Below are 19,703 nucleotides of genomic sequence, written 5' to 3'. Positions count from 1 at the left end.
GGGCTTGTCCGTCGATGTATTGCTTGACCCTCGATGAGGGTGGGTGTGCAGCAGCGGCACGTTGTGGTGGGAGCGGCGGTGGCTCGTCGTTGTCAGTGGGCATCTTTACGGTGGCGGTATGCAGTTGCGTTATCGGTATCGCATCGAACCGACGCCGGCCCAGCAGGCGATGTTGGCGCGGGTGTTCGGGTGTACTCGGGTGGTGTTCAACGACGCGCTGCGGGTCCGCGACGAGGCGTATCACGCGGGGGTGAAGGTGTCCGACAGCGGGATCCAGCGTCGGGTCATCACCTTGGCGAAGACCACCGAGGAGCGGGCCTGGTTGAGCGAGGTATCGAGTGTGGCGTTGGTGCAGTCGGTCAACGATTCCCGGCGGGCCTGGCGCAACTTCTTCGACTCGGCCAGCGGGAGACGTCGGGGTCGGCGGGTGGGTCGGCCGCGGTTCAAGTCGCGCAAGGATCACCGGCAGTCGTTCCGGCTGACCCGCAATGGCTTCTCGGTCAGGGCCAATGGCCGGCTGTTCGTGGCCAAGGTCGGCGAAGTGCGGGTGCGCTGGTCTCGCGATCTGCCCTCGGAGCCGTCGAGTGTCACGATCATTCGCGAACCCGACGGCCACTATTACGCCAGTTTCGTCGTCGAGGTTGCCCCCACGCCCTTGCCGGTGGTCGATCGGGAGACCGGCGTGGATCTGGGGATCGCCCGGCTGGCTACGACCGCGGCCACCGATGGCCGGCGATCCGATATCGAGAATCCGAAGCACTTGCGGCGCAAGTTACGCAAGCTGGCTCGGTTGGAGCGGGAAAAGTCTCGCCGGCAGAAAGGATCAGCCAACAGGGACAAGTCGCGGCGCAAGGTCGCGATCGCGCACAACGAGGTTGCCCGTGCTCGGCGGGACTATCACCACAAGCAGGCTTTGGCGTTGGTTCGTGACAACCAAGTGATCCACGTCGAAGACCTCAACATCGTGGGCATGGTCAAAAACCGCCGCCTGGCGCGCGCGATCTCGGATGCGGGATGGGGTCAGTTCGTGCGGATCATCGGCGAGAAGGCCGACCGCTACGGGCGCACCGTACACGCGGTGTCGCGGTGGCTGGCCTCGAGCAAAACCTGCTCGACGCCGGACTGTGGGCATGTGCTCGACGAACTTCCGCTGCAGATCCGGCAGTGGAGGTGCCCCTCGTGCGAGGTGATTCACGATCGAGACCACAACGCCGCCAAAGTCATTCTCGCCGCCAGTCGGGCGGAGAGATTAAACGCCTGTGGAGCCCGTGTAAGTCCGCAACCTATTGCGGCAGTGGGCGTCGAAGCAGGAAGCACCCCAACTGCGGCATAGCCGCACGGGAATCCTTGCCATTCTTGGCGGGGAGCACGGCAAAAGCTGGATACGCTGCAACCATGCAGATAGAGTCGGTTCGCACCGAACGGACCTTCGACGGCGTCGGCGGTGTCCGCATCGTCTACGACACCTGGACTCCCGAGGTCGAACCCCGCGGCGTGGTGGTGCTGTCGCACGGTTTCGGCGAGCACGCCCGCCGCTATGACCACGTGGCTAAGCGGTTCGGTCAGGCCGGGCTGGTGACCTACGCGCTGGACCACCGCGGCCACGGCCGCTCGGGCGGCAAGCGGGTCTACGTCAAGGACCTCGCCGAGTACACCGGGGACTTCGGCACGCTCGTCGGGATCGCCGCGGCCGAACATCCGGAGTTGCCCAAGGTGGTGCTCGGGCACAGCATGGGCGGCGGCATCGTCTTCGCGTACGCCTCCGAGCACCCGGCCGACTACGAGCTGATCGTGCTGTCGGGTCCCGCGATCGCCACGCACGAGGACGTCAAGCCCGCGCTGCGGTTCGTCGGCAAGGCCGTCGGCGCGGTGCTGCCCGGGGTTCCGGTGCAGCAGCTCGACGCCAACTTCGTCTCCCGGGACCCGAAGGTGGTCGCCGACTACAACGCCGATCCGCTGGTGTGGCACGGCAAGGTGCCGGCCGGGGTGGCGCGGGCGTTGCTGCTGGTCGGGGAGTCGATGCCGCAGCGGGCCAGCGCCATCAGCAAGCCGCTGCTGGTGGTGCACGGCGAGGCGGACCGGTTGATCCCGGCCAGGGGCAGTACCCGGATGGTCGACTGTATGGCCTCCGAGGATGTGCACCTGAAGATCTACCCCGAGCTGTACCACGAGGTGTTCAACGAGCCCGAGCGCGACCGGGTGCTCGACGACGTGGTGTCCTGGATCGAGGCGCGGCTGTGAGACTTGGTATGGCGAGACCTGCTGCGGTACTGGCCGTTTGCGCTCTGCTGCTGGCCGGTTGCGGGTCGGACGCGGAGCCTGGGTCGACGTGGGTGGAGGACGACGTGAGCTTCGTCGCCGACGGGTTGACCATCCACGGCACCTACCGGCATCAGCCCGGCGCTGAACCCGGCCCGGCCGCGCTGCTGATCTCCGAGAGTGGCAACACCGACCGCAACGGCGACAACGCCGTGGCCGGACCGGTGGGCACCATGCGCGAACTCGCCGAGGAGTTGTCGGCCCGCGGCGTGGCCAGCCTGCGCTACGACAAGGTGGGCACCGGCGCCACCGGGCTCGGGCCGTACGCGTCGGACCCGGCCGCCGTCGGCAGCACCGTCTACACCGCGGGGGCGCGGGCGGCGTTGCACTTCCTCGCCGAGCAACCGGAGGCCGATCCGCTGCGGCTGTCGGCGTACGGGCACGGCGAGGGCGCCACGCATGCGCTGGCGCTGGCCGGCGCGCCCGATGTCCGCCCGGAGTCGGTGGCGTTGTTGCAGCCGCTGCCGGGCCGCTACCTGGACCTGATCACCAGCCGGGTGGGCAACGACGTCGCCGCAGCCGTCGAGCAGGGCGCCAAGTCGCCGGAGCAGGCCGAGGCGGTGCGGGCGGCCTGGGCCGCCGCGGTGCGGCAGGCCCGTACCGAGGGGGCGGTGGCCGCCGAACCGCTGCCCGACGGGTTGAGCGCCATCCTGAACCCGTCGAACGTCACCGCCGTCGTCGAGGCCGACGCGATCGACCCGTTGGCGCAGGCCGCCGCGCTGCCCGACGGCATGCCGGTGCTGCTGACCTGCTCGGATTCCGACGGGCAGTCCCGGTGCGACGCCGTGGGGCCGCTGGCCGAGGCGCTGGGCCACACCGACCTGACGTTCGTGCAGTTCGAGGGTGTCAACCACGTGCTGCGCGACGACCCGACCGACAACGTCGCCAAGTACGCCTCGGGTGGGCCGCTGTCGTCGCAGCTGACCGCGGCGTTGGACGGGTTCGTCGGGTAGTTGGTTCTGCCGCGGATCCGACCCCCGCACACCCGTGACTAAGCTCGGGTATATGACCAAGACCGTCGTCGCCGAACGTTACGGCGGACCGGAAGTTCTTGCCATCCACGACATCCCGTTACCGACGGTCGGCCCAGGTCAGGTGGTCGTCGACGTCCGGGCCGCGGGGACCAACCCCGTCGACTACAAGCTGTACAGCGGGCAGATGGGCGACGACCCGGACGCGCTGCCCATGCCGGTGGGCATGGAAGCCGCCGGCGTCATCGTCGAGGCGCCCGCGCGCGCCGAGGGATACACCGGTCCGCTGAAGACCGGTGACGCGGTGATCGTCACCAACGTCCGCAGCGCGTACGCGGACAAGCTGGTCGCCAAGGCCGCCGACGTCGGGCACAAGCCGGCCACGCTGACGTTCGAGGAGGCCGCGGGCCTGCTGCTCACCGGCGGCACCGCCTGGCACCTGTTGACGAAAACCGGGGTGGGGACAAACGACACCGTGCTCATCCACGGCGCCGGCGGCGGGGTGGGCCTGATGGCCGTGCAGCTGGCCACCGCCCGCGGGGCGCGGGTGATCGGCACGGCCAGCGCCGGGCGGCACGATCAACTGCGGCACTACGGGGCCGAACCCGTCGAATACGGCCCGGGGCTGATCGAGCGGCTGCGCGCGCTGGACACCCCGATCGATGCGGCGTTGGACCTGGTCGGCACCGACGAAGCGCTGGACACGTCGGTGGAACTGGTCGCCGACCGCGCCCGGATCGCGACCATCGCGGGGTTCGCGCGGGCCGGTGAACTCGGCATCGCGGCGCTGTCCGGGGCCGACGACGGGCGGGCCATTCGCGACGCGTCGCGGCCCGAATTGATCCGGTTGGCGGCCTCCGGGCAGCTGCGGGTGACCGTCGACAAGGTCTTCGGGCTGGCCGAGGCGGCCGAGGCGCACCGCTATCTGCAGACCGGGCACGCGCGCGGAAAAGTCGTACTGGTTCCATAGCCTCCAGCCATGACCGACGACAAGATGCTCGCCCGCATTGCCGCGCTGCTGCGCCAGGCCGAGGGCACCGACAACACCCACGAGGCCGAGGCGTTCATGGCCGCCGCGCAGCGGCTGGCCACCGCCACCTCGATCGACCTGGCCGTCGCGCGTTCGCACACCGCCAAACGCGAAGCGGCGCAGACCCCGACGCAGCGCACCATCACCATCGGCGAGGCCGGCACCAAGGGGCTGCGGACCTATGTGCAGCTGTTCGCGCTGATCGCCGCGGCCAACGACGTGCGCTGCGACGTGGCCTCGAACTCGGCCTACGTCTATGCCTACGGGTTCGCCGAGGATCTCGACGCCACTCACGCCCTGTACGCGAGCCTGGTGGTGCAGATGGTCCGGACCTGCGACGCCTACCTGGCCACCGGCGCGCACCGGCCGACGCCGACCATCACCGCCCGGCTGAACTTCCAGCTGGCCTTCGGGGCGCGCATCGGGCAGCGGCTCGCGCAGGCCCGCGAAGAGGCCCAGCGCGAGGCGGCCCGCGACGAGCGGCAGGCCCCCGGGACGGCGATCGCCCTGCGCAACAAGGAGATCGAGCTCAAGGACCACTACCGCGCCACGTCCAAGGCACGGGGCACCTGGCAGGCGTCGCGGGCCTCGGCGGGGTACTCGTCGGCGGCGCGCCGCGCCGGGGACCGCGCGGGCAAGCACGCCCGGCTGGGTGCGAGTCCCGAGTTGCCGGGCGCGCGGACCAAACTGCAGCGCTGATGGCGCGCGACGCTCAGCGGTCCAAGGTCTATGCGGCCGAACAGTTCGTGCGCACCATGTTCGACCGTGCGGCGCAACATCATTCGCGGGCCATCGACTTCTTCGGCACACCGCTGACGCTGCCGCCCGAGGCCCGGTTCAGCTCGGTGGACTCGGTCCAGCGCTATGTCGACGACGTGCTGGCCATGCCGGCGGTGCGGGACCGCTGGGGACCCGTCGCGGCGCTGGCGGTGCGGGCCCGGCGGGGCAGCACCGCGGCCCACTACGAGATCAGCGACGGGGCGGCCACCATCGCCGTCCCCGAGCAAACATCGCGCTGGGCGCTGCGCGAACTGGTGCTGCTGCACGAGATCTCCCACCACCTCAGCACGGCCGAACCCGCGCACGGCCCCGAGTTCACCGCGACGTTCGTCGCGTTGGCCGAGGTGGTGATGGGTCCGGAGGTGGGGCACGTGTTGCGGGTGGTCTATGCCAAGGAAGGGGTGCGTTAACCGGTCCCGACTAACCTCGGCGGCGTGAACACACCGACCCCGCAAGAAGTCGACGAACTGCTGAACCGGGTGGTCCTCGGCGAGGATCCGGCGCTGGCGGCCGCGCTGGCCGACAGCACCGCCGCCGGCCTGCCCAGCATCGAGGTCACCCCGCAGGCCGCGAAGTTCCTCGGCCTGCTGGTGCGCATGTCGGGCGCGCGCCGCGTGCTCGAGATCGGCACCCTGGGCGGGTACAGCGCCATCTGCCTGGCCCGTGCGGTCGGGCCCGAGGGCAGCGTCGTCACCCTCGAGTACGAACCACGGCACGCCGAGGTGGCCGCGGCCAACCTGGCGCGCGCCGGGATGGCCGACCGGGTGGAGATCGTGGTCGGCGCGGCCCTGGACACGCTGCCGACGCTGTCGGGCAAGTTCGACTTCGTGTTCATCGACGCCGACAAGGAGAACAACCTCGCCTACCTGCAGTGGGCGCTGGACCTCGGCCGGCCGGGCACCGTGATCGTCGTCGACAACGTCATCCGCAACGGTCGCATCCTGGACCCCGCCGCCGACGACGCGCAGGCGCGCGCGGTGCGCGAGACGCTGGAGGAGATCGGCCGGCATCCGCGGTTGGACGCCGCAGCCCTGCAGACCGTCGGGGGCAAGGGCTGGGACGGGTTCGCCATCGCGCTGGTTCGCTGACGGCAGAACGCCCCTTTGGTAACCATCGGTACCTCTCGAGCGAAGTCCTACAGTAGGAGAAGTTACGCCGCGGCAGGACGGGGGAGCGCCGCGGTTTGAGAGGGGCCTTGCATGAACGTCACGCTTGGGGTTTTCGTCGACCCCGCCGAGGCGCGGGTCGCGTTGCTCGACGCCGCGGCGCCGAACGCCACCATCGACCAGCTCGAGATCGACCTGGCCACCGAGCCGCTGTCCGCGGTGGTTTCGACCCTGACCGCCACCGCGTCGGCGCTCACCGGCGCGGGCCACGACCTCGTCGGCACCACGCTGTGCAGCTCCGACGCCGATCAGGCGACCGAGCTGGTCAACGCGCTGGCCGAGGCGAACCTGACCAACGTGGCCGTCGTCCCTATCCAGGAGGCCGCCACCGCGGCCGTGCGCACGCTGGCCGGCGCGGACCCCGTGGCAACCCTGGTCAACGACGGCCAGACCGTTGCGCTGTCGATGGTCGACGCCACCGGGGCCACCTCGCAGATCGCCGTCGAGACCATTGCCGCCGGTGACGCCGACGCGGCGTACCGAACCCTGTTGCAGCGGTTGGCCACCGAGCCCGGCGAGGCCACCGGCGTCATCGTGATGGGTTCCCTCGACGACGATGGCCTGCCCGCCGAGGTGATCGAGACCTCGCCGGTGCCGTTGCGCTTCCCGGACGACTCGGAGTTCGCGCTGGCCCGCGGGGCCGCCCTGGCCGGGGTCGCCCAGGACCAGACCCGGGCCGGCGCCGCGCTGTCGGTGCCGCAGGACGCCACCATGGCCGCGCCCGTGGTGCCGCAGGATCCGCAGACCGCGGCCACACCGCTGGAACACGACACCGTCGTGGGCCAGCAGTTGGCTTATTCGCAGGCGGGCGACGAGGACGCGGTCGATCTCACCGATCCCGGCGCGGCCTACGACGACCTCTACGACGAGTACGACCAGCCCTACGGGGACGACTCCGCCGACGAGGCCGAACCCGATATCGAGGTGCGTCGCCGGCAGATGCTGATCGGCAGCTCCGTCGGCTCGCTGGCGGTGATCGGATTCGCCACGCTGGCCGTCAGCCTCGCCGTCACCGTCCAGCCCACCGCGAGCCAGCAGGCCATCCGCTTGCAGGAGGACGCCGTGCCGGGCAAGGCATTTCCCGTCGCGCCCGGGCAGGGCGCGCAGCCCGACGGGCCCAACTGGACGATGATCGAACAGCTTCCGCCCCCCGGAACCACCAACGAGGTCCGGACCTTCGAGATGCGGATGCTCAGCTCCACCCGCGACGGCGCCACCCAGGCGGTGCAGGCCGCACCGGCGATGGTCAACGTCTACAAGGACGGCACCGTCGGTCTGGCCAATGCTGCCGCCCCCGCGCTGCCCAACATTCCGGTGCCCAACCTCCCGGCGCCGCCGCTGAACCCCGGGATCACCCCGACATTCCCGAGTTTCGCCGATTTCGCCACCCGGCTGATCCCGGACTTCTCGGTCATCTCGATGATCGAGCTGCTGAACTTCCTGGCCAACCTGCCGCAGTTCATCCCGTTCGACGCGGCGGTGCCGTCGGTGCTCGATCGCAGCCTCGACGACGTCGGCGTGCTCGCGGTGGTGCCCAAGGATCAGGGCGCGCTGTTCAGCACGACGTCCGGGACCGCGGCCAACGTGATCCCGCCGTCGCTGTTCGACACCGGCAAGACCACGCTGGTCAGGGCCCAGGAGCTACCGCCGGGGACCGGGTTGATCGACACGCTGCCCGGTGCGACCGATGCCGCGGAGACACCGAAGGTGCTCAGCGAGATGCTCCTCGATCCCGACGCGGCGACGCTGGAGAAGGCCGAGCCCGCCCCGGACAAGCCGGTCACCGACGCCGCCGAGGAGGCCACCGCCGAGGAGGTCACCGATCCGGACGGGACCATCCCGAGCCCGGAATCCACGACCGAGACGACGGAGCCCAGCGCCGATCCGGACGCGACGACCAGTGCCGACCCGGACGCGACGACGAGTCCGTCGCCGAGCCCTTCGACAAGTCCCGAGTCCAGCCCCGAGCCGAGCGCCACGACCACCTCGGCGCCGAGCCCGGAACGGACTGCGCCGGAACCCACTCCGACAGAAGAGCCGAGTGTCGAGGTCGAGACGCCCACCCCGACGCCGACGCAGGTGCCCACTCAGACGCAAGAGCCGACCCAGACTCAGGTGCCCACCCGGACGGTGGCGCCCGAGCCCGTGGCACCCGAGCCGGTCGCGCCTGAACCCGTCGTCCCCGAACCGCAACCGGAGGTGACGCTCCCCACCGTGGCCCCCGCACCGGAAACCGCGCCGGCGGTCACCCAGGCGCCCGTGACCCAGCCGCCTGTGGAACGCGCCCCCGCCACGGTCGAGGTGCCCGCCGTGACGGTCCCGACCACCGTCGAGATGCCCTCCTTCGGCGGTGGGTCGCTGGGCTCCGAGGACGAATAGCGAGCGAGATCCCGTGACAGACAACGCCACCGCACCCATACGAGTCACCGCCGCGGTCCTGCTGATCCTGGGTCTGCTGCTGCCGTGGAACATCCACGCCGGCCTCGGCATCCCCGGGACCCCGGGCTGGGTGTGGCTGGTCCTCGTCGTGGCGACGGCGATGGCGGTCACGGCGTTGACGATCCCGCGGTTGCGGCTGGCGCTCACCGCACCGTATTTCGTTGTGGTGCTGGGCTTCGTGCTGTTCGCCGTGGTGCAGGCGGTCCGCTACGGCGGTTCGGCGTCGATCCCGCCGGGCGTCGGTCCCGGCGCCTGGGTGGGCGTTGCGGGCGCTCTGCTGGCCGCGGCCCCGGCAATCAAAGGCGCTGTGGTGCAACGCCTGGCGATCGTGTCGCTGGTCCTGGGCGTGGCCGCCTCGGTGTTCAACCTGTACTGGCGCACCCGGTTCGTGCTGCCCGGGATCGGCGATCCGGACGTCGGCACGGCCAACCTAGCGACGGCCATCACCGCGACGCTCTACGCGCTGGTGGCCGTGATCCCGGTGGTGATCGGGTATCGCTGGCTGCGCTCGACGTACCTCGAGGCGCGGCTGGCGACGGTCCTGCTCGGGGCCTCGGCGCTGGTCGCCGGCGTCCTCGTGTGGGTGCTGCCGGTCGGCCGCGACCTGGACGCCTTCCGGGGGATCGCGCAGACCACCGGGACCTCGGGTGTCGGCTTCGAAGGCTTCTTGGCCTGGGCCGCGGCGGCCGCAATCATCGCTGCCGCAGCCGTATTCGGGACGCGCCAGCCCGCGGCGGCCTGGCGCGGCGCGGCCCGCAAGGGGCTGCTGCTGATCGCCGTGTGGTGCTTCGGCACGGCCGTGCTGCGCATCGCCGACGTCACGCTGTCCGGGGTGCTGGATCTGCCGTCGCCGCCGTACAACGGCACCGCGCTGATGGCCTTCGACCTGCTGACCGCGGTGCTCGCGCTGTGGCTGTTCATCAACAGCGCGGGCCGGGGCGCGCCGGGACGGCTGATGATCTCGGCGTTCGTCGGCCTGTTCGCCGCCACGGTGTGCCGGCTGGTGGTCGGCGTGGTGTTGGTGCCGCGGGTGGAACCGCTGGGCCCGGGCGAGCCCAGCGAGGTCTTCGGCAATACCCTGGTGCAGCAGATCACCAGCACCTTCGACGTGGCGCTGGCGGCACTGGCCCTGGCGGCCTTGGTAATTGCCGTCCTGGCACCGCGGCAGCGGGTGCGGCGTCCCGTCAAGGCGGTGCGCGCCGCGGAGCCTGCCCCCGCGCAGCCCGCTCCGGTGCAGCCGGCTCCGGTGCAGCCCGCACCGGCCGAGCAGCCCGCTCCGGCGATCGTCGTGCCCACCAAGGCACCGGAGGAACCGGCGCCGGCCCGCATCGTGCGGCCCGACGCATAGGCGTCACTGGGTTACTTGCGTAACGCCGGCCCCACGGGCCCCGGGAGGGGACTGGTACTCCTGTTGATTACCGTCATCAAGTGCTGACGCGCGCCAGCCGAACCACCCCGTCCTAACAGGGGCGGATGTGACCCCTGGGACTCAAGATGCGCCCCTGCGACTCACCGCGCGCATCGAACCGTCGGCAGCCCCACCGAGGCGCCGGCAGTCCTCGCAGCTACGTGCAGACCGCGCCCACGGCGGCCGAGCCCACCAGCTTGGTGTACTTGGCCAGCACACCGGTGGTGTAGCGCGGCGGCAGCGGCTCGAAATCGCCCTTGCGGGAGGAGAACTCGTCGGCGTCGACCAGCACGTCCAGGGTGCCCTGGCCGACGTCGAGACGGATCCGGTCGCCGTCGCGCAGGAACGCGATCGGCCCGCCGTCGACGGCCTCGGGCGCCACGTGGCCCACGCACAGACCGGTGGTCCCGCCGGAGAACCGGCCGTCGGTCATCAGCAGCACGTCCTTGCCCAACCCGGCGCCCTTGATGGCACCGGTGATGGCCAGCATCTCGCGCATGCCCGGCCCGCCCTTGGGGCCCTCGTAGCGGATGACGACCACGTCGCCGGCGGTGATGGTGCCGTCCTCGAGCGCATCCAGCGCGGCGCGCTCACGCTCGAAAACCCTTGCGGTGCCCTCGAACACGTCGGAGTCGAAGCCGGCCGACTTGACCACCGCGCCCTCCGGCGCCAGCGACCCGTGCAGGATCGTGATGCCGCCGGTCGGGTGGATGGGCTCGGCCAGCGCGCGCAGCACCTTGCCGTCGGGATCCGGCGGCGCGATGTGGGCGAGGTTCTCGGCCATGGTCTTCCCGGTGACGGTCAGGCAATCGCCGTGCAGCAGGCCCGCATCCAGCAGCGCCTTCATCACCACCGGCACGCCGCCGATCTTGTCGACGTCGTTCATCACGTACGCGCCGAACGGCTTCACGTCGGCCAGGTGCGGCACCTTGTTGCCCACCCGGGTGAAGTCCTCCAGCGTCAGCTTCACCCCGGCCTCGTAGGCGATGGCCAGCAGGTGCAGCACCGCGTTGGTGGAACCGCCGAACGCCATCACCACCGCGATCGCGTTCTCGAAGGCCTCCTTGGTCAGGATGTCGCGGGCGGTGATGCCGCGGCGCAACAACTCGACGACGGCGATCCCGCTCTGCTTGGCGAAGCCGTCCCGACGCCGGTCGGGGGCCGGCGGCGCGGCCGACCCGGGCAGCGACATGCCGAGCGCCTCGGCGGCGCTGGCCATGGTGTTGGCGGTGTACATGCCGCCGCAGGCGCCCTCGCCGGGGCAGATCGCGCGCTCGATGGCGTCGACGTCCTCGCGGCTCATCAACCCGCGCGAGCACGCGCCGACGGCCTCGAAGGCGTCGATGATCGTGACGTCCTTCTCGCTGCCGTCGGACAGCTTGGCGCGGCCCGGCATGATCGAGCCGGCGTAGAGGAACACACTCGCCAGGTCTAGCCGGGCGGCGGCCATCAGCATCCCGGGCAGCGACTTGTCGCAGCCGGCCAGCAGCACCGAACCGTCCAGGCGTTCGGCCTGCATGACCGTCTCCACCGAGTCGGCGATGATCTCGCGGCTGACCAGGGAGAAGTGCATCCCCTCGTGGCCCATGGAGATGCCGTCGGACACCGAGATGGTGCCGAACTCCATGGGGTAGCCGCCGGCCTCGTGCACGCCCTCCTTGACCACCTTGGCCAGGCGGTCCAGCGACAGGTTGCACGGCGTGATCTCGTTCCACGACGACGCGACGCCGATCTGCGGCTTGACCCAGTCGTCGTCACCCATGCCTACCGCGCGCAGCATCCCGCGGGCGGCGGCCTTCTCCAGGCCATCGGTGACGTCGCGACTTCTGGGCTTGATGTCAGGCTGGGCATCTGAGGGCATGCCTGCCAGTATGGACCGCCGGGCAATCTCGGCCCAAATCATTTCCCCATACCCTCTGGGGGTATGCGGTACGGTGGGGTTCATGACCCGCACCCGTCTTTTCGCCGTCTTGGCGGCCCTCGCGACCGCCATCTTCATGACCGCGTGTAGCAATTCCTCCGACACCGCGACCGACAACGGTCACGCCGACCACGCGCAGACCGAGGAGACGATCACCGTCACCGGCGAGCCCGCCGGCTTCAACTCCGAAGATATTGCCTTCGCCACCAACATGATTCCGCACCACGAGCAGGCGCTGGAGCTGTCGGCGCTGGTGCCCGAGCGCAGCACCGACCCCGAACTGCTCGCGCTGGCCGACCAGATCGCCGGCGCGCAGGAACCCGAGATCAACACCATGAAGGCGTTCCTGGTGCAGTGGAAGGAGAACCCCGAGGACTCCCATGACGGGCATGGGGACGACTCCGGGCACGTCGACCACTCCCAGATGGCCGGCATGGTCGACGAGGCCACCATGACCAAGTTGGAGGGCCTCAGCGGCCCCGAGTTCGACACGCTGTGGCTGGAGTCGATGATCGCCCACCACGAGGGTGCCGTCGAGATGGCCGAGGACGAACTGGCCGGCGGCGCCAACGTGGACGCCAAGGCGCTGGCGCAGACCATCATCGACGCCCAGCAGGCCGAGATCGCCCAGATGCAAGCGATGCTGGACGGATCATGACCGAGGAATCGGGGCCGCACGGCTATTCGCCGAACAAGGACAACTACGCCAAGCGGTTGCGCCGCATCGAGGGGCAGGTCCGCGGCGTCGCCAAGATGATCGACGACGACAAGTACTGCATCGACATCCTCACCCAGATCAGCGCCGTCAACAGCGCGCTGCAGTCGGTGGCGCTCGCCCTGCTCGACGAGCACCTGGGGCACTGCGTGAGCCACGCCGTCGCCGCCGGCGGGGACGAGGCCGACAAGAAGATCGCCGAGGCCTCCGCGGCGATCGCCCGCCTGGTCCGGTCCTGAGTCCTACTGCTTGCTGGTCCGGGTCGGGCGCACCACCAGGATGACGCGGTCGGCGGCGTCCGGCGGGCCGCCGTCCATCGGCGGGAAGCCGTAGCGGTCGTTGAGTCGCACGTAGAACTTGCCCTCCGGGTCGGGCACGATCTCCTCGACCACGCCGCGGACCTCCAGGTACTTGGCGGGGGAGTCGGGGTCGTTGACCGACATCGCCACCTCCGGGTGCGCCTGCACGTTCTTGTACTTCTGACGCTTGGTGGTGTGGGTGAACCGCAGCCGCTCGCCGTCCCACTCGAACCACATCGGATTGACCTGCACCGTGCCGTCCGGGCGGGTGGTCGCCAGATGTCCGTAGAGCGGACGTTCCAGCAGGTTCTCGTAGTCGGACGGGATTGCCACCATCGGATCTCCTGACGGGTCGTGTCGATGCGCGGCAACCGCGCAAAGACGGGGCGGGGCGTTACCGTGGCGCAGAAGATGATCCCGACCGCCGCGCCCACTGCTGCACGTCCCTGGACGCCGCGCGTCGCCGTGCAATTGACCGTCCTGGCCGCGGCCGCTTTCATCTACGTTACTGCCGAACTGGCGCCGGTCGGGGCATTGCCGGCGCTCGCCGGGGACCTGCAGGTCAGCGAGGCCATGGTCGGCACCCTGGTGGCCGGCTACGCGCTGGTGGCCGCGGTCATGACGGTGCCGCTGGTGCGCCTGACCGCGCACTGGTCGCGCCGCCGGGTGCTGCTGCTGACGCTGACCACCCTGACCGTCGCGCAGACGGTCTCCGCGCTGGCACCGGACTTCCTGGTGCTCGGCGCCGGTCGGATCTCCAGCGCGCTGACCCACGGCCTGATGTGGTCGGTGATCGCGCCGATCGGGGTGCGGCTGGTGCCGCCGAGTCACGCCGGGCGCGCGACGACGGCGGTGTACGTGGGCTCGGCGCTGGCCCTGGTGGTGGGCAGCCCGCTCACGGCGGCCATGAGCCAGCTGTGGGGCTGGCGGCCGGCGTTCGCGGTGATCGCCCTGGCGGCCGCGGCCGTGACGGTGGCCGCGCGCCTGCTGATCCCGGTGCTGCCGGCCGAACCGGGCCGGGTGAGCGCGGCCGGCCGTCGGTGGTCCAACCGGCGGCGACCCAACCGGCGGCTGCACACGCTGTGCGGGCTGACCGTCGTCGGGGTCACCGCGCACTTCATCGCCTACACGTTCATCGTGGTCATCATCCGCGACGTCATCGGGGTGTCCGGGGCGCGGCTGGCGTGGCTGCTGGTGGCCTACGGCGTGGCCGGGCTGGCCGCCATGGCGCTGCTGGCCCGGCCACTGGACCGGCGACCGAAGCCGACCATGCTGGCCGCTCTGACCGGGATGTCGGCGGCCCTGCTCGTGCTGACCGGGCTGGCGACCTGGGCGGCCCCGGGCGGGGGCGCGGCGGTGCTGCTGTTCGGCGCGGTCGCGATCACGCTGTGGGGCGCGATGGCCACCGCGCTGCCGCCGATGCTGCAGTCCGCGGCCATGCGGGTCGCCCCGGAGGACTCCGACGCCGCCTCGGGGCTGTACGTGGCGGCGTTCCAGGCCGGCATCATGGCGGGTTCGCTGGCGGGCGGATTCCTCTACGACACCGCTGGCATTGCCGTCATGGTCGGCATATCGGCGTTGCTGGTGGTCGGGGCCTCGGCGGGGGTGGCCGCCAGCCGCGGCCTGTTCGACGCGCCGAACCAGCGCCGGCAAGGGTAACAAAACCCGTGGTCATGTCGATATGGGTGACAGTTCCGGACTCCGTGTGCGCGGAGCCCGGACCCGTTGTGCCCAGGTCGCGATGAGGTAGCTGAGGTACCTGCTGTGCGACACTGGAGCGAGCAAATGACTTGGAGGTTGTCTATGCCCAGCCGTTTGGCGAGCATTTCCCGGACTCGGGCCGCCCGCGCGTTGATCGCCACCCTCGGCGCCGCAACGCTGCTCGCGGCCACCGTGACGCCCGCCGCGGCGGACCCGGTTCCGCCGCCGGCCCCGCCGGCCCCCGCGCCGCCGGCACCGCCCGCGCCGTTCAACCCGTTCGCGCCCCCGCCGCCGGCGGCCCCTGTCGCGGCGCCCGAACCGGTGAACAATTACGGGGTCGACCCGGCCCGACCGGCCGGTGCTCCCGCCGCCGGCCAGAGCGACGTGCCGTTCGAGGGCACCCCGCCGTTCCGGCCGCCGACCTTCAACCCGGTCAACGGCTCCATGGTGGGCGTGGCCAAGCCGATCTACATCAACTTCGCCGTGCCGATCGCCGACCGGCAGATGGCCCAGGACGCCATCCGGATCACGTCGAACCCGCCGGTGCCCGGCCGGTTCTACTGGGTCACCGACAGTCAGCTGCGCTGGCGGCCGCAGGACTTCTGGCCGGCCAACACCACCGTCACCATCGACGCCGCGGGCACCAAGTCCAGCTTCCGCACCGGGGACTACCTGGTGGCCACCATCGACGACAGCACCAAGCAGATGGAAATCATGCGCAACGGGGAGCTGGAGAAGACCTTCCCGGTGTCGATGGGCAAGCACGACGGCAAGCACGAGACCCGCAACGGCACCTACTACGTGCTGGAGAAGTTCGAAGAGATGGTGATGGACTCGTCGACCTACGGCGTCCCGGTGAGCTCCGCCGAGGGCTACAAGGTCGACGTCGAGCACGCCGTCCGCATCGACAACAGCGGCATCTTCGTGCACGGCGCCCCGTGGTCGGTGGGCGATCAGGGCAAGCGCAACGTCAGCCACGGCTGCATCAACCTGAGTCCCGCCAACGCCAAGTGGTTCTACGACAACTTCGGCAGCGGTGACCCGGTGGTCATCAAGAACACCCAGGGCGGCATCTACGACCTGCCCGACGGTGCCTCCGACTGGCAGATGTTCTAACGGGATTTCGGTGCGCTCAGTCGCGGTCACCGCAACTGAGCGCACCGAAATCGCGCGTCAGTTCCAGATGCGCACCCGCTGCTCGGGTTCGAGGTACAGCGCGTCGTCGGCGCTGACGTCGAAGGCCTCGTAGAACGCGTCCATGTTGCGGATCACGCCGTTGCAGCGGAACTCCGGCGGCGAGTGCGGGTCGACCGCCAGGCGCCGAATGGCCTCGGCGTCACGGGATTTCGTCCGCCACACCTGCGCCCAGCCGAAGAACACCCGCTGCAGGCCGGTCAGCCCGTCGATCACCGGGGCCTCCTTGCCACCGAGCGAGAGCTGATAGGCCAGCAGCGCGATCGACAGGCCGCCGAGGTCGCCGATGTTCTCGCCCACGGTGAACGCGCCGTTCACGCGGTGGCCGTCGGACAGCTCCCGCGGCACGAACTCGTCGTACTGCTCGATGAGCGCCTTTGTGCGCACCCCGAATTCGGCGCGGTCGGCGTCGGTCCACCAGTCGACCAGGTTGCCGTCGCCGTCGTACTTGGCGCCCTGATCGTCGAAGCCGTGCCCGATCTCGTGGCCGATCACCGCGCCGATGCCGCCGTAGTTGGCGGCGTCGTCGGCCTCGGCGTCGAAGAACGGTGGCTGCAGGATTGCGGCGGGGAAGACGATCTCGTTCATCCCCGGGTTGTAGTAGGCGTTGACGGTCTGCGGCGTCATGAACCACTCGTCGCGGTCCACCGGGGCGCCGAGCTTGGCCAACTCGCGGTCGTAGCCCACCTCGTAGCCGCGCCGGTAGTTGCCGTAGAGGTCCGCGCGGTCGACCACCAGCGCCGAATAATCGCGCCACCGCTTGGGATAGCCGATCTTGGCGGTGAACTTGTCCAGCTTCACCAGCGCGCGCTCGCGGGTCTGCGGCGTCATCCAGTCCAGGTCGTTGATGCTGACCCGGTAGGCCTCCCGCAGGTTGGCCACCAGGACGTCCATCCGGGCCTTGTGCTCGGGCGGGAAGTGCCGCTCGACGTAGAGCTTGCCCAGCGTGTCGCCCATCAGGTTCTCTACCAGCGACACGCCCCGCTTCCAACGCTCGCGGATGGCCTCGGTGCCGCTGAGGGTGCGGCCGTAGAACGAAAAGTCCTCGGCCACAATGTCATCGGTGAGCAGCCCGGCGCGGGCGTGGATCAGCTTCCAGCGCAGCCAGTTCTTCCAGGTGTCCAGCGGTTCGTCCGCCCACAGCGCGGCGAACGCCGTCAGGTAGTCGGGCTGACGCACCACGACCTCGGCGGCCTGCTCGCCGCTGGTGCCCAGCGCGCCCACCCAGCCGGCCCAGTCGAAGCCCGGCGCCTCGGCGGGCAGATCGGCGAAGCGGCGCAGGTTGTAGGTCAGGTCGGCGTCGCGGCGCTTGACCACGTCCCAGTGCGCGGCCGCCAGCCGGGTCTCCAGCGCGACGATCGCGGCGGCGGTCTGCGCGTGCTCGTCGGCCGAGCCGCCGTACACCAGCGCGAACATCGCGGCGATGTGCGCGGGGTAGGCGGCCAGGATCTCCGCGTGCGCGGCATCGCGGTAGTAGGACTCGTCGGGCAGCCCCAGACCGGACTGGCTCAGGTGCAGCAGGTAGCGGGTGGAGTCCTTGGAGTCGGTGTCGACGTAGAGGCCCGTGCCGCCGCCGACGCCGGTGCGCTGCAACCGGCCCAGCACCGCGGCCAGGGCGTCGGGATCGGCGGCCTCGTCGATCGGGGCCAGCTCGTCGAGCAGGGGCCCGGCGCCGCGGCGCTCGACGGTGGCCTCGTCCAGGAAGCTCGCATACAGGTCACCGATGCGCTGCTGATCGGTGTTCGGGGCGGCCTCGGCCGCGGCGGCCTCGGTGATCAGGTCGCGGACCTGCTCCTCGGCGCGGTCGTAGAGGGAACGGAAGGCGCCGTCGGTGGCCCGGTCGGCCGGGATGGCGTAATCGCTCAGCCAGCGGCCGTTGACGTGGCCGAACAGGTCGTCCTGCGGGCGGGCATGGTCGTCGACATGGCTCAGGTCCAGACCCGAGCGGATAGCTTCTACCGTCACACTGCCATCCTTACCAGAAACCAGCGGCCACGATTCCCGATGAGCCCGGCAAGGTACCCTCACGCCCATGCCCAATGGGGACGATGCCGCCGACGATGCCGCCGAAGACACAGTCGACGACGCTGCCACCGGTCCCGCCCTCTCCATCTACGGCATCGCCTCGGCGGTGCTGGCGGTGGTGGCCGTGGCTGCGGCCGTGCTCGCGGCCATGATCTGGTCCGGGCACCGCGACCAGGCCGCCGAACTCGACCACCGCACCCAGGTGATGCAGGCCGCCGTGGACTGGACCAACGTGCTGATCAACATGAACGCCGGCACCGTCGACGCCAGCCTGCAGACCCTGCAGGACGGCACCGTCGGCCAGCTGAACTCCGATTTCGACGCCGCGGTGCGGCCCTACCGCGAGGTGGTCCAGACCCTGCAGTCGCGCACCACGGGGCGGATCGAAGCCGTCGCCTTCGAGTCCCTGCACCACGACCTGGACCGCGAGCCGGGGACCCCGCCGCCGCCCTCGCCGTTGCCGCCGGAGATGTCGGCGCGCACCGACACGGTGCTGGTGATCGCGTCGTCGGTCAGCGAGAACGTCGGCGGGCAGCCGCAGACGGTGCGCTGGAACCTGCGCCTGGGTGTCTCCGAGGTGGACGGGCAGTTGCTCATCTCGCAGCTGGAGACCGTGCGATGAGAAATGTGTTGCGGGTCATCGCATTCGACCTCGTCGCGCCGCTGGCCGCGATCGCCGGCCTGCTGCTGATCGGGGTGTTCCTCGGCTGGCCGCTGTGGTGGGTGTCGGTGTGCTCGATCCTGTGCGTGCTGATCGTGCAGGCGATGGTGGTCAACGCGGTGCTGTGGCGCCGCGACGGCGTGACCGTGGGCACCGACGACGACGCCGCCGGGCTGCGGTTGACGACGGTGGCGCTGGCCACCGCGTCCCTGGCCGCGGCGGTGCTGGTCGGCTACACCGGGCTGACGCTGCCCGACGAGCGGCTCAACCAGGATTCGGCCGAGGTGGTGCGGCTGGCCAGCGCGGTGTCGGAGGCCACCGCCACGTTCTCCCCGCAGGACCCCACGTCGTCGATCAACCGGGCGGCCGACCTGATGGCCCCCGAACAGGCCGAGGCGTTCAAGGCCAACTTCGGCAAGTCCACCGAAGACCTTGCCCGCAAGAACATCTCGGCGCAGGCGCAGACCATCTCGGCCGGCGTGGAAGTGATCGGTCCCGACGCGGCCAGCGTGGCCGTGGTGCTGCGCTCGACGCAGAACGCGCCCGGCCAGCAGCCCAGCCGGGCGGTGCTGGCGCTGCGGGTGGCGTTGGCCAAGCCGGACGACCGCTGGCTGGTGGTCGACGTGGCGCCCATCAACGCCCCGTCTTGATGTAGCCCCGGCCTGAGAGCCGCTCTCAGCGCAACCGCGCGTGTTCGACCTTCAGGCAGCGGTCCATCACCACCGACATCCCGGCGGCGCGCGCCTCGGCGGCCACCGCCTCGTCGATCAGCCCCTCCTGCAGCCACAGCGTCTTGGGCCGGGTGGGCAGGGCCAGCACCTCGGCCAGCACGCCGGGCAGTTCCTCGGTGCGGCGGAACACGTCGACCAGGTCGGGGACGACGGGAAGATCGGCCAGGCTCGCGTACGCCTGGTCGCCGTCGAGTTCGGTGATCGTCGGATTCACCGGGTACAGCGTGTAATCGCCGGTGGCCCGCAGATAGCGGTACACCTCGTTGCTGGGGCGGGCCGGGTTCGCCGAGGCGCCCACCACCGCGATGGTCTTGGTGTCGCGCACGATCTGGGCGATGTCCAT

Annotated in this window: 19 protein-coding genes; 15 read left to right on the top strand and 4 right to left on the bottom strand. The window is 70.5% G+C overall.

Features of this window, described 5'->3' with window-relative positions; translation table 11 throughout:
• The first annotated feature begins 118 nt into the window (after positions 1-118).
• From EL338_RS22350 to EL338_RS22310, 9 genes are all read left to right on the top strand, one after another.
• Complete coding sequence (locus tag EL338_RS22350) at positions 119-1,333, top strand: RNA-guided endonuclease InsQ/TnpB family protein (RefSeq protein WP_126335735.1); 1,215 nt, start codon at positions 119-121, stop codon at positions 1,331-1,333.
• A 68-nt stretch (positions 1,334-1,401) separates the two neighbouring features.
• Entirely contained in the window at positions 1,402-2,241 is an 840-nt protein-coding gene (locus tag EL338_RS22345) for an alpha/beta hydrolase (protein WP_126337039.1), read from the top strand.
• 8 nt (positions 2,242-2,249) lie between these two features.
• Positions 2,250-3,272: an alpha/beta hydrolase family protein gene (locus tag EL338_RS22340; RefSeq protein WP_126335734.1), complete on the top strand. Its 1,023-nt coding sequence runs from the start codon at positions 2,250-2,252 to the stop codon at positions 3,270-3,272.
• 52 nt (positions 3,273-3,324) lie between these two features.
• On the top strand, positions 3,325-4,260 hold the full coding sequence (locus EL338_RS22335) for an NADP-dependent oxidoreductase (protein ID WP_126335733.1): 936 nt from the start codon (positions 3,325-3,327) through the stop codon (positions 4,258-4,260).
• Between the two features lie 9 nt (positions 4,261-4,269).
• Positions 4,270-5,019, top strand: a complete 750-nt coding sequence (locus tag EL338_RS22330) for a DUF2786 domain-containing protein (RefSeq protein WP_126335732.1) — start codon at positions 4,270-4,272, stop codon at positions 5,017-5,019.
• A complete protein-coding gene (locus tag EL338_RS22325; RefSeq protein ID WP_126335731.1) occupies positions 5,019-5,510 on the top strand; it encodes a TIGR04338 family metallohydrolase in 492 nt (163 codons plus the stop codon). The genes EL338_RS22330 and EL338_RS22325 overlap by 1 nt, the downstream gene beginning before the upstream one ends.
• A 24-nt stretch (positions 5,511-5,534) precedes the next feature.
• Positions 5,535-6,188, top strand: a complete 654-nt coding sequence (locus EL338_RS22320; protein WP_126335730.1) for an O-methyltransferase — start codon at positions 5,535-5,537, stop codon at positions 6,186-6,188.
• A gap of 111 nt (positions 6,189-6,299) precedes the next feature.
• The gene (locus EL338_RS22315) at positions 6,300-8,645 is read left to right on the top strand and encodes a DUF7159 family protein (RefSeq protein WP_126335729.1); all 2,346 of its coding nucleotides are present in this window, start codon (positions 6,300-6,302) and stop codon (positions 8,643-8,645) included.
• A 13-nt stretch (positions 8,646-8,658) separates the two neighbouring features.
• On the top strand, positions 8,659-10,053 hold the full coding sequence (locus tag EL338_RS22310) for a DUF7937 domain-containing protein (protein ID WP_126335728.1): 1,395 nt from the start codon (positions 8,659-8,661) through the stop codon (positions 10,051-10,053).
• A gap of 217 nt (positions 10,054-10,270) precedes the next feature.
• Here the strand turns inward: EL338_RS22310 and ilvD are convergent, their stop codons facing one another.
• The gene (gene ilvD / locus EL338_RS22305) at positions 10,271-11,974 is read right to left on the bottom strand and encodes a dihydroxy-acid dehydratase (RefSeq protein ID WP_126335727.1); all 1,704 of its coding nucleotides are present in this window, start codon (positions 11,972-11,974) and stop codon (positions 10,271-10,273) included.
• 82 nt (positions 11,975-12,056) lie between these two features.
• Between ilvD and EL338_RS22300 the strand changes: the two genes are divergently transcribed.
• Positions 12,057-12,692: a DUF305 domain-containing protein gene (locus EL338_RS22300; protein WP_126335726.1), complete on the top strand. Its 636-nt coding sequence runs from the start codon at positions 12,057-12,059 to the stop codon at positions 12,690-12,692.
• Positions 12,689-12,988: a copper-sensing transcriptional repressor RicR gene (ricR, locus tag EL338_RS22295; protein WP_126335725.1), complete on the top strand. Its 300-nt coding sequence runs from the start codon at positions 12,689-12,691 to the stop codon at positions 12,986-12,988. The genes EL338_RS22300 and ricR overlap by 4 nt, the downstream gene beginning before the upstream one ends.
• A 3-nt stretch (positions 12,989-12,991) precedes the next feature.
• Here ricR and EL338_RS22290 read toward each other — a convergent pair whose 3' ends face one another.
• Positions 12,992-13,384, bottom strand: a complete 393-nt coding sequence (locus EL338_RS22290) for a PPOX class F420-dependent oxidoreductase (RefSeq protein ID WP_126335724.1) — start codon at positions 13,382-13,384, stop codon at positions 12,992-12,994.
• A 75-nt stretch (positions 13,385-13,459) separates the two neighbouring features.
• Between EL338_RS22290 and EL338_RS22285 the strand changes: the two genes are divergently transcribed.
• Together EL338_RS22285 and EL338_RS22280 are read left to right on the top strand one after the other, a co-directional pair.
• Complete coding sequence (locus EL338_RS22285; protein ID WP_126335723.1) at positions 13,460-14,707, top strand: MFS transporter; 1,248 nt, start codon at positions 13,460-13,462, stop codon at positions 14,705-14,707.
• A gap of 144 nt (positions 14,708-14,851) precedes the next feature.
• Complete coding sequence (locus EL338_RS22280) at positions 14,852-15,865, top strand: L,D-transpeptidase (protein WP_126335722.1); 1,014 nt, start codon at positions 14,852-14,854, stop codon at positions 15,863-15,865.
• A 57-nt stretch (positions 15,866-15,922) separates the two neighbouring features.
• Here the strand turns inward: EL338_RS22280 and EL338_RS22275 are convergent, their stop codons facing one another.
• Positions 15,923-17,908: a M13 family metallopeptidase gene (locus EL338_RS22275; RefSeq protein WP_235666254.1), complete on the bottom strand. Its 1,986-nt coding sequence runs from the start codon at positions 17,906-17,908 to the stop codon at positions 15,923-15,925.
• A 67-nt stretch (positions 17,909-17,975) separates the two neighbouring features.
• On the opposite strand from EL338_RS22275, the gene EL338_RS22270 reads away from it, so the two are divergent.
• Both EL338_RS22270 and EL338_RS22265 read left to right on the top strand, forming a co-directional pair.
• A complete protein-coding gene (locus EL338_RS22270) occupies positions 17,976-18,590 on the top strand; it encodes a hypothetical protein (protein ID WP_235666253.1) in 615 nt (204 codons plus the stop codon).
• Entirely contained in the window at positions 18,587-19,279 is a 693-nt protein-coding gene (locus tag EL338_RS22265; RefSeq protein WP_126335720.1) for a hypothetical protein, read from the top strand. Before EL338_RS22270 ends, EL338_RS22265 begins: the two co-directional genes overlap by 4 nt.
• 25 nt (positions 19,280-19,304) lie before the next feature.
• Here the strand turns inward: EL338_RS22265 and EL338_RS22260 are convergent, their stop codons facing one another.
• Positions 19,305-19,703, bottom strand: coding sequence for a CoA-binding protein (locus EL338_RS22260; RefSeq protein WP_126335719.1), 399 nt, complete (start codon positions 19,701-19,703; stop codon positions 19,305-19,307).

Source organism: Mycolicibacterium chitae (assembly GCF_900637205.1).
GTDB classification, from domain to species: Bacteria; Actinomycetota; Actinomycetes; order Mycobacteriales; family Mycobacteriaceae; genus Mycobacterium; species Mycobacterium chitae.
The sequence above is the reverse complement of the archived record's forward strand: the minus strand, read 5'-3'. Positions and strand labels throughout refer to the sequence as shown.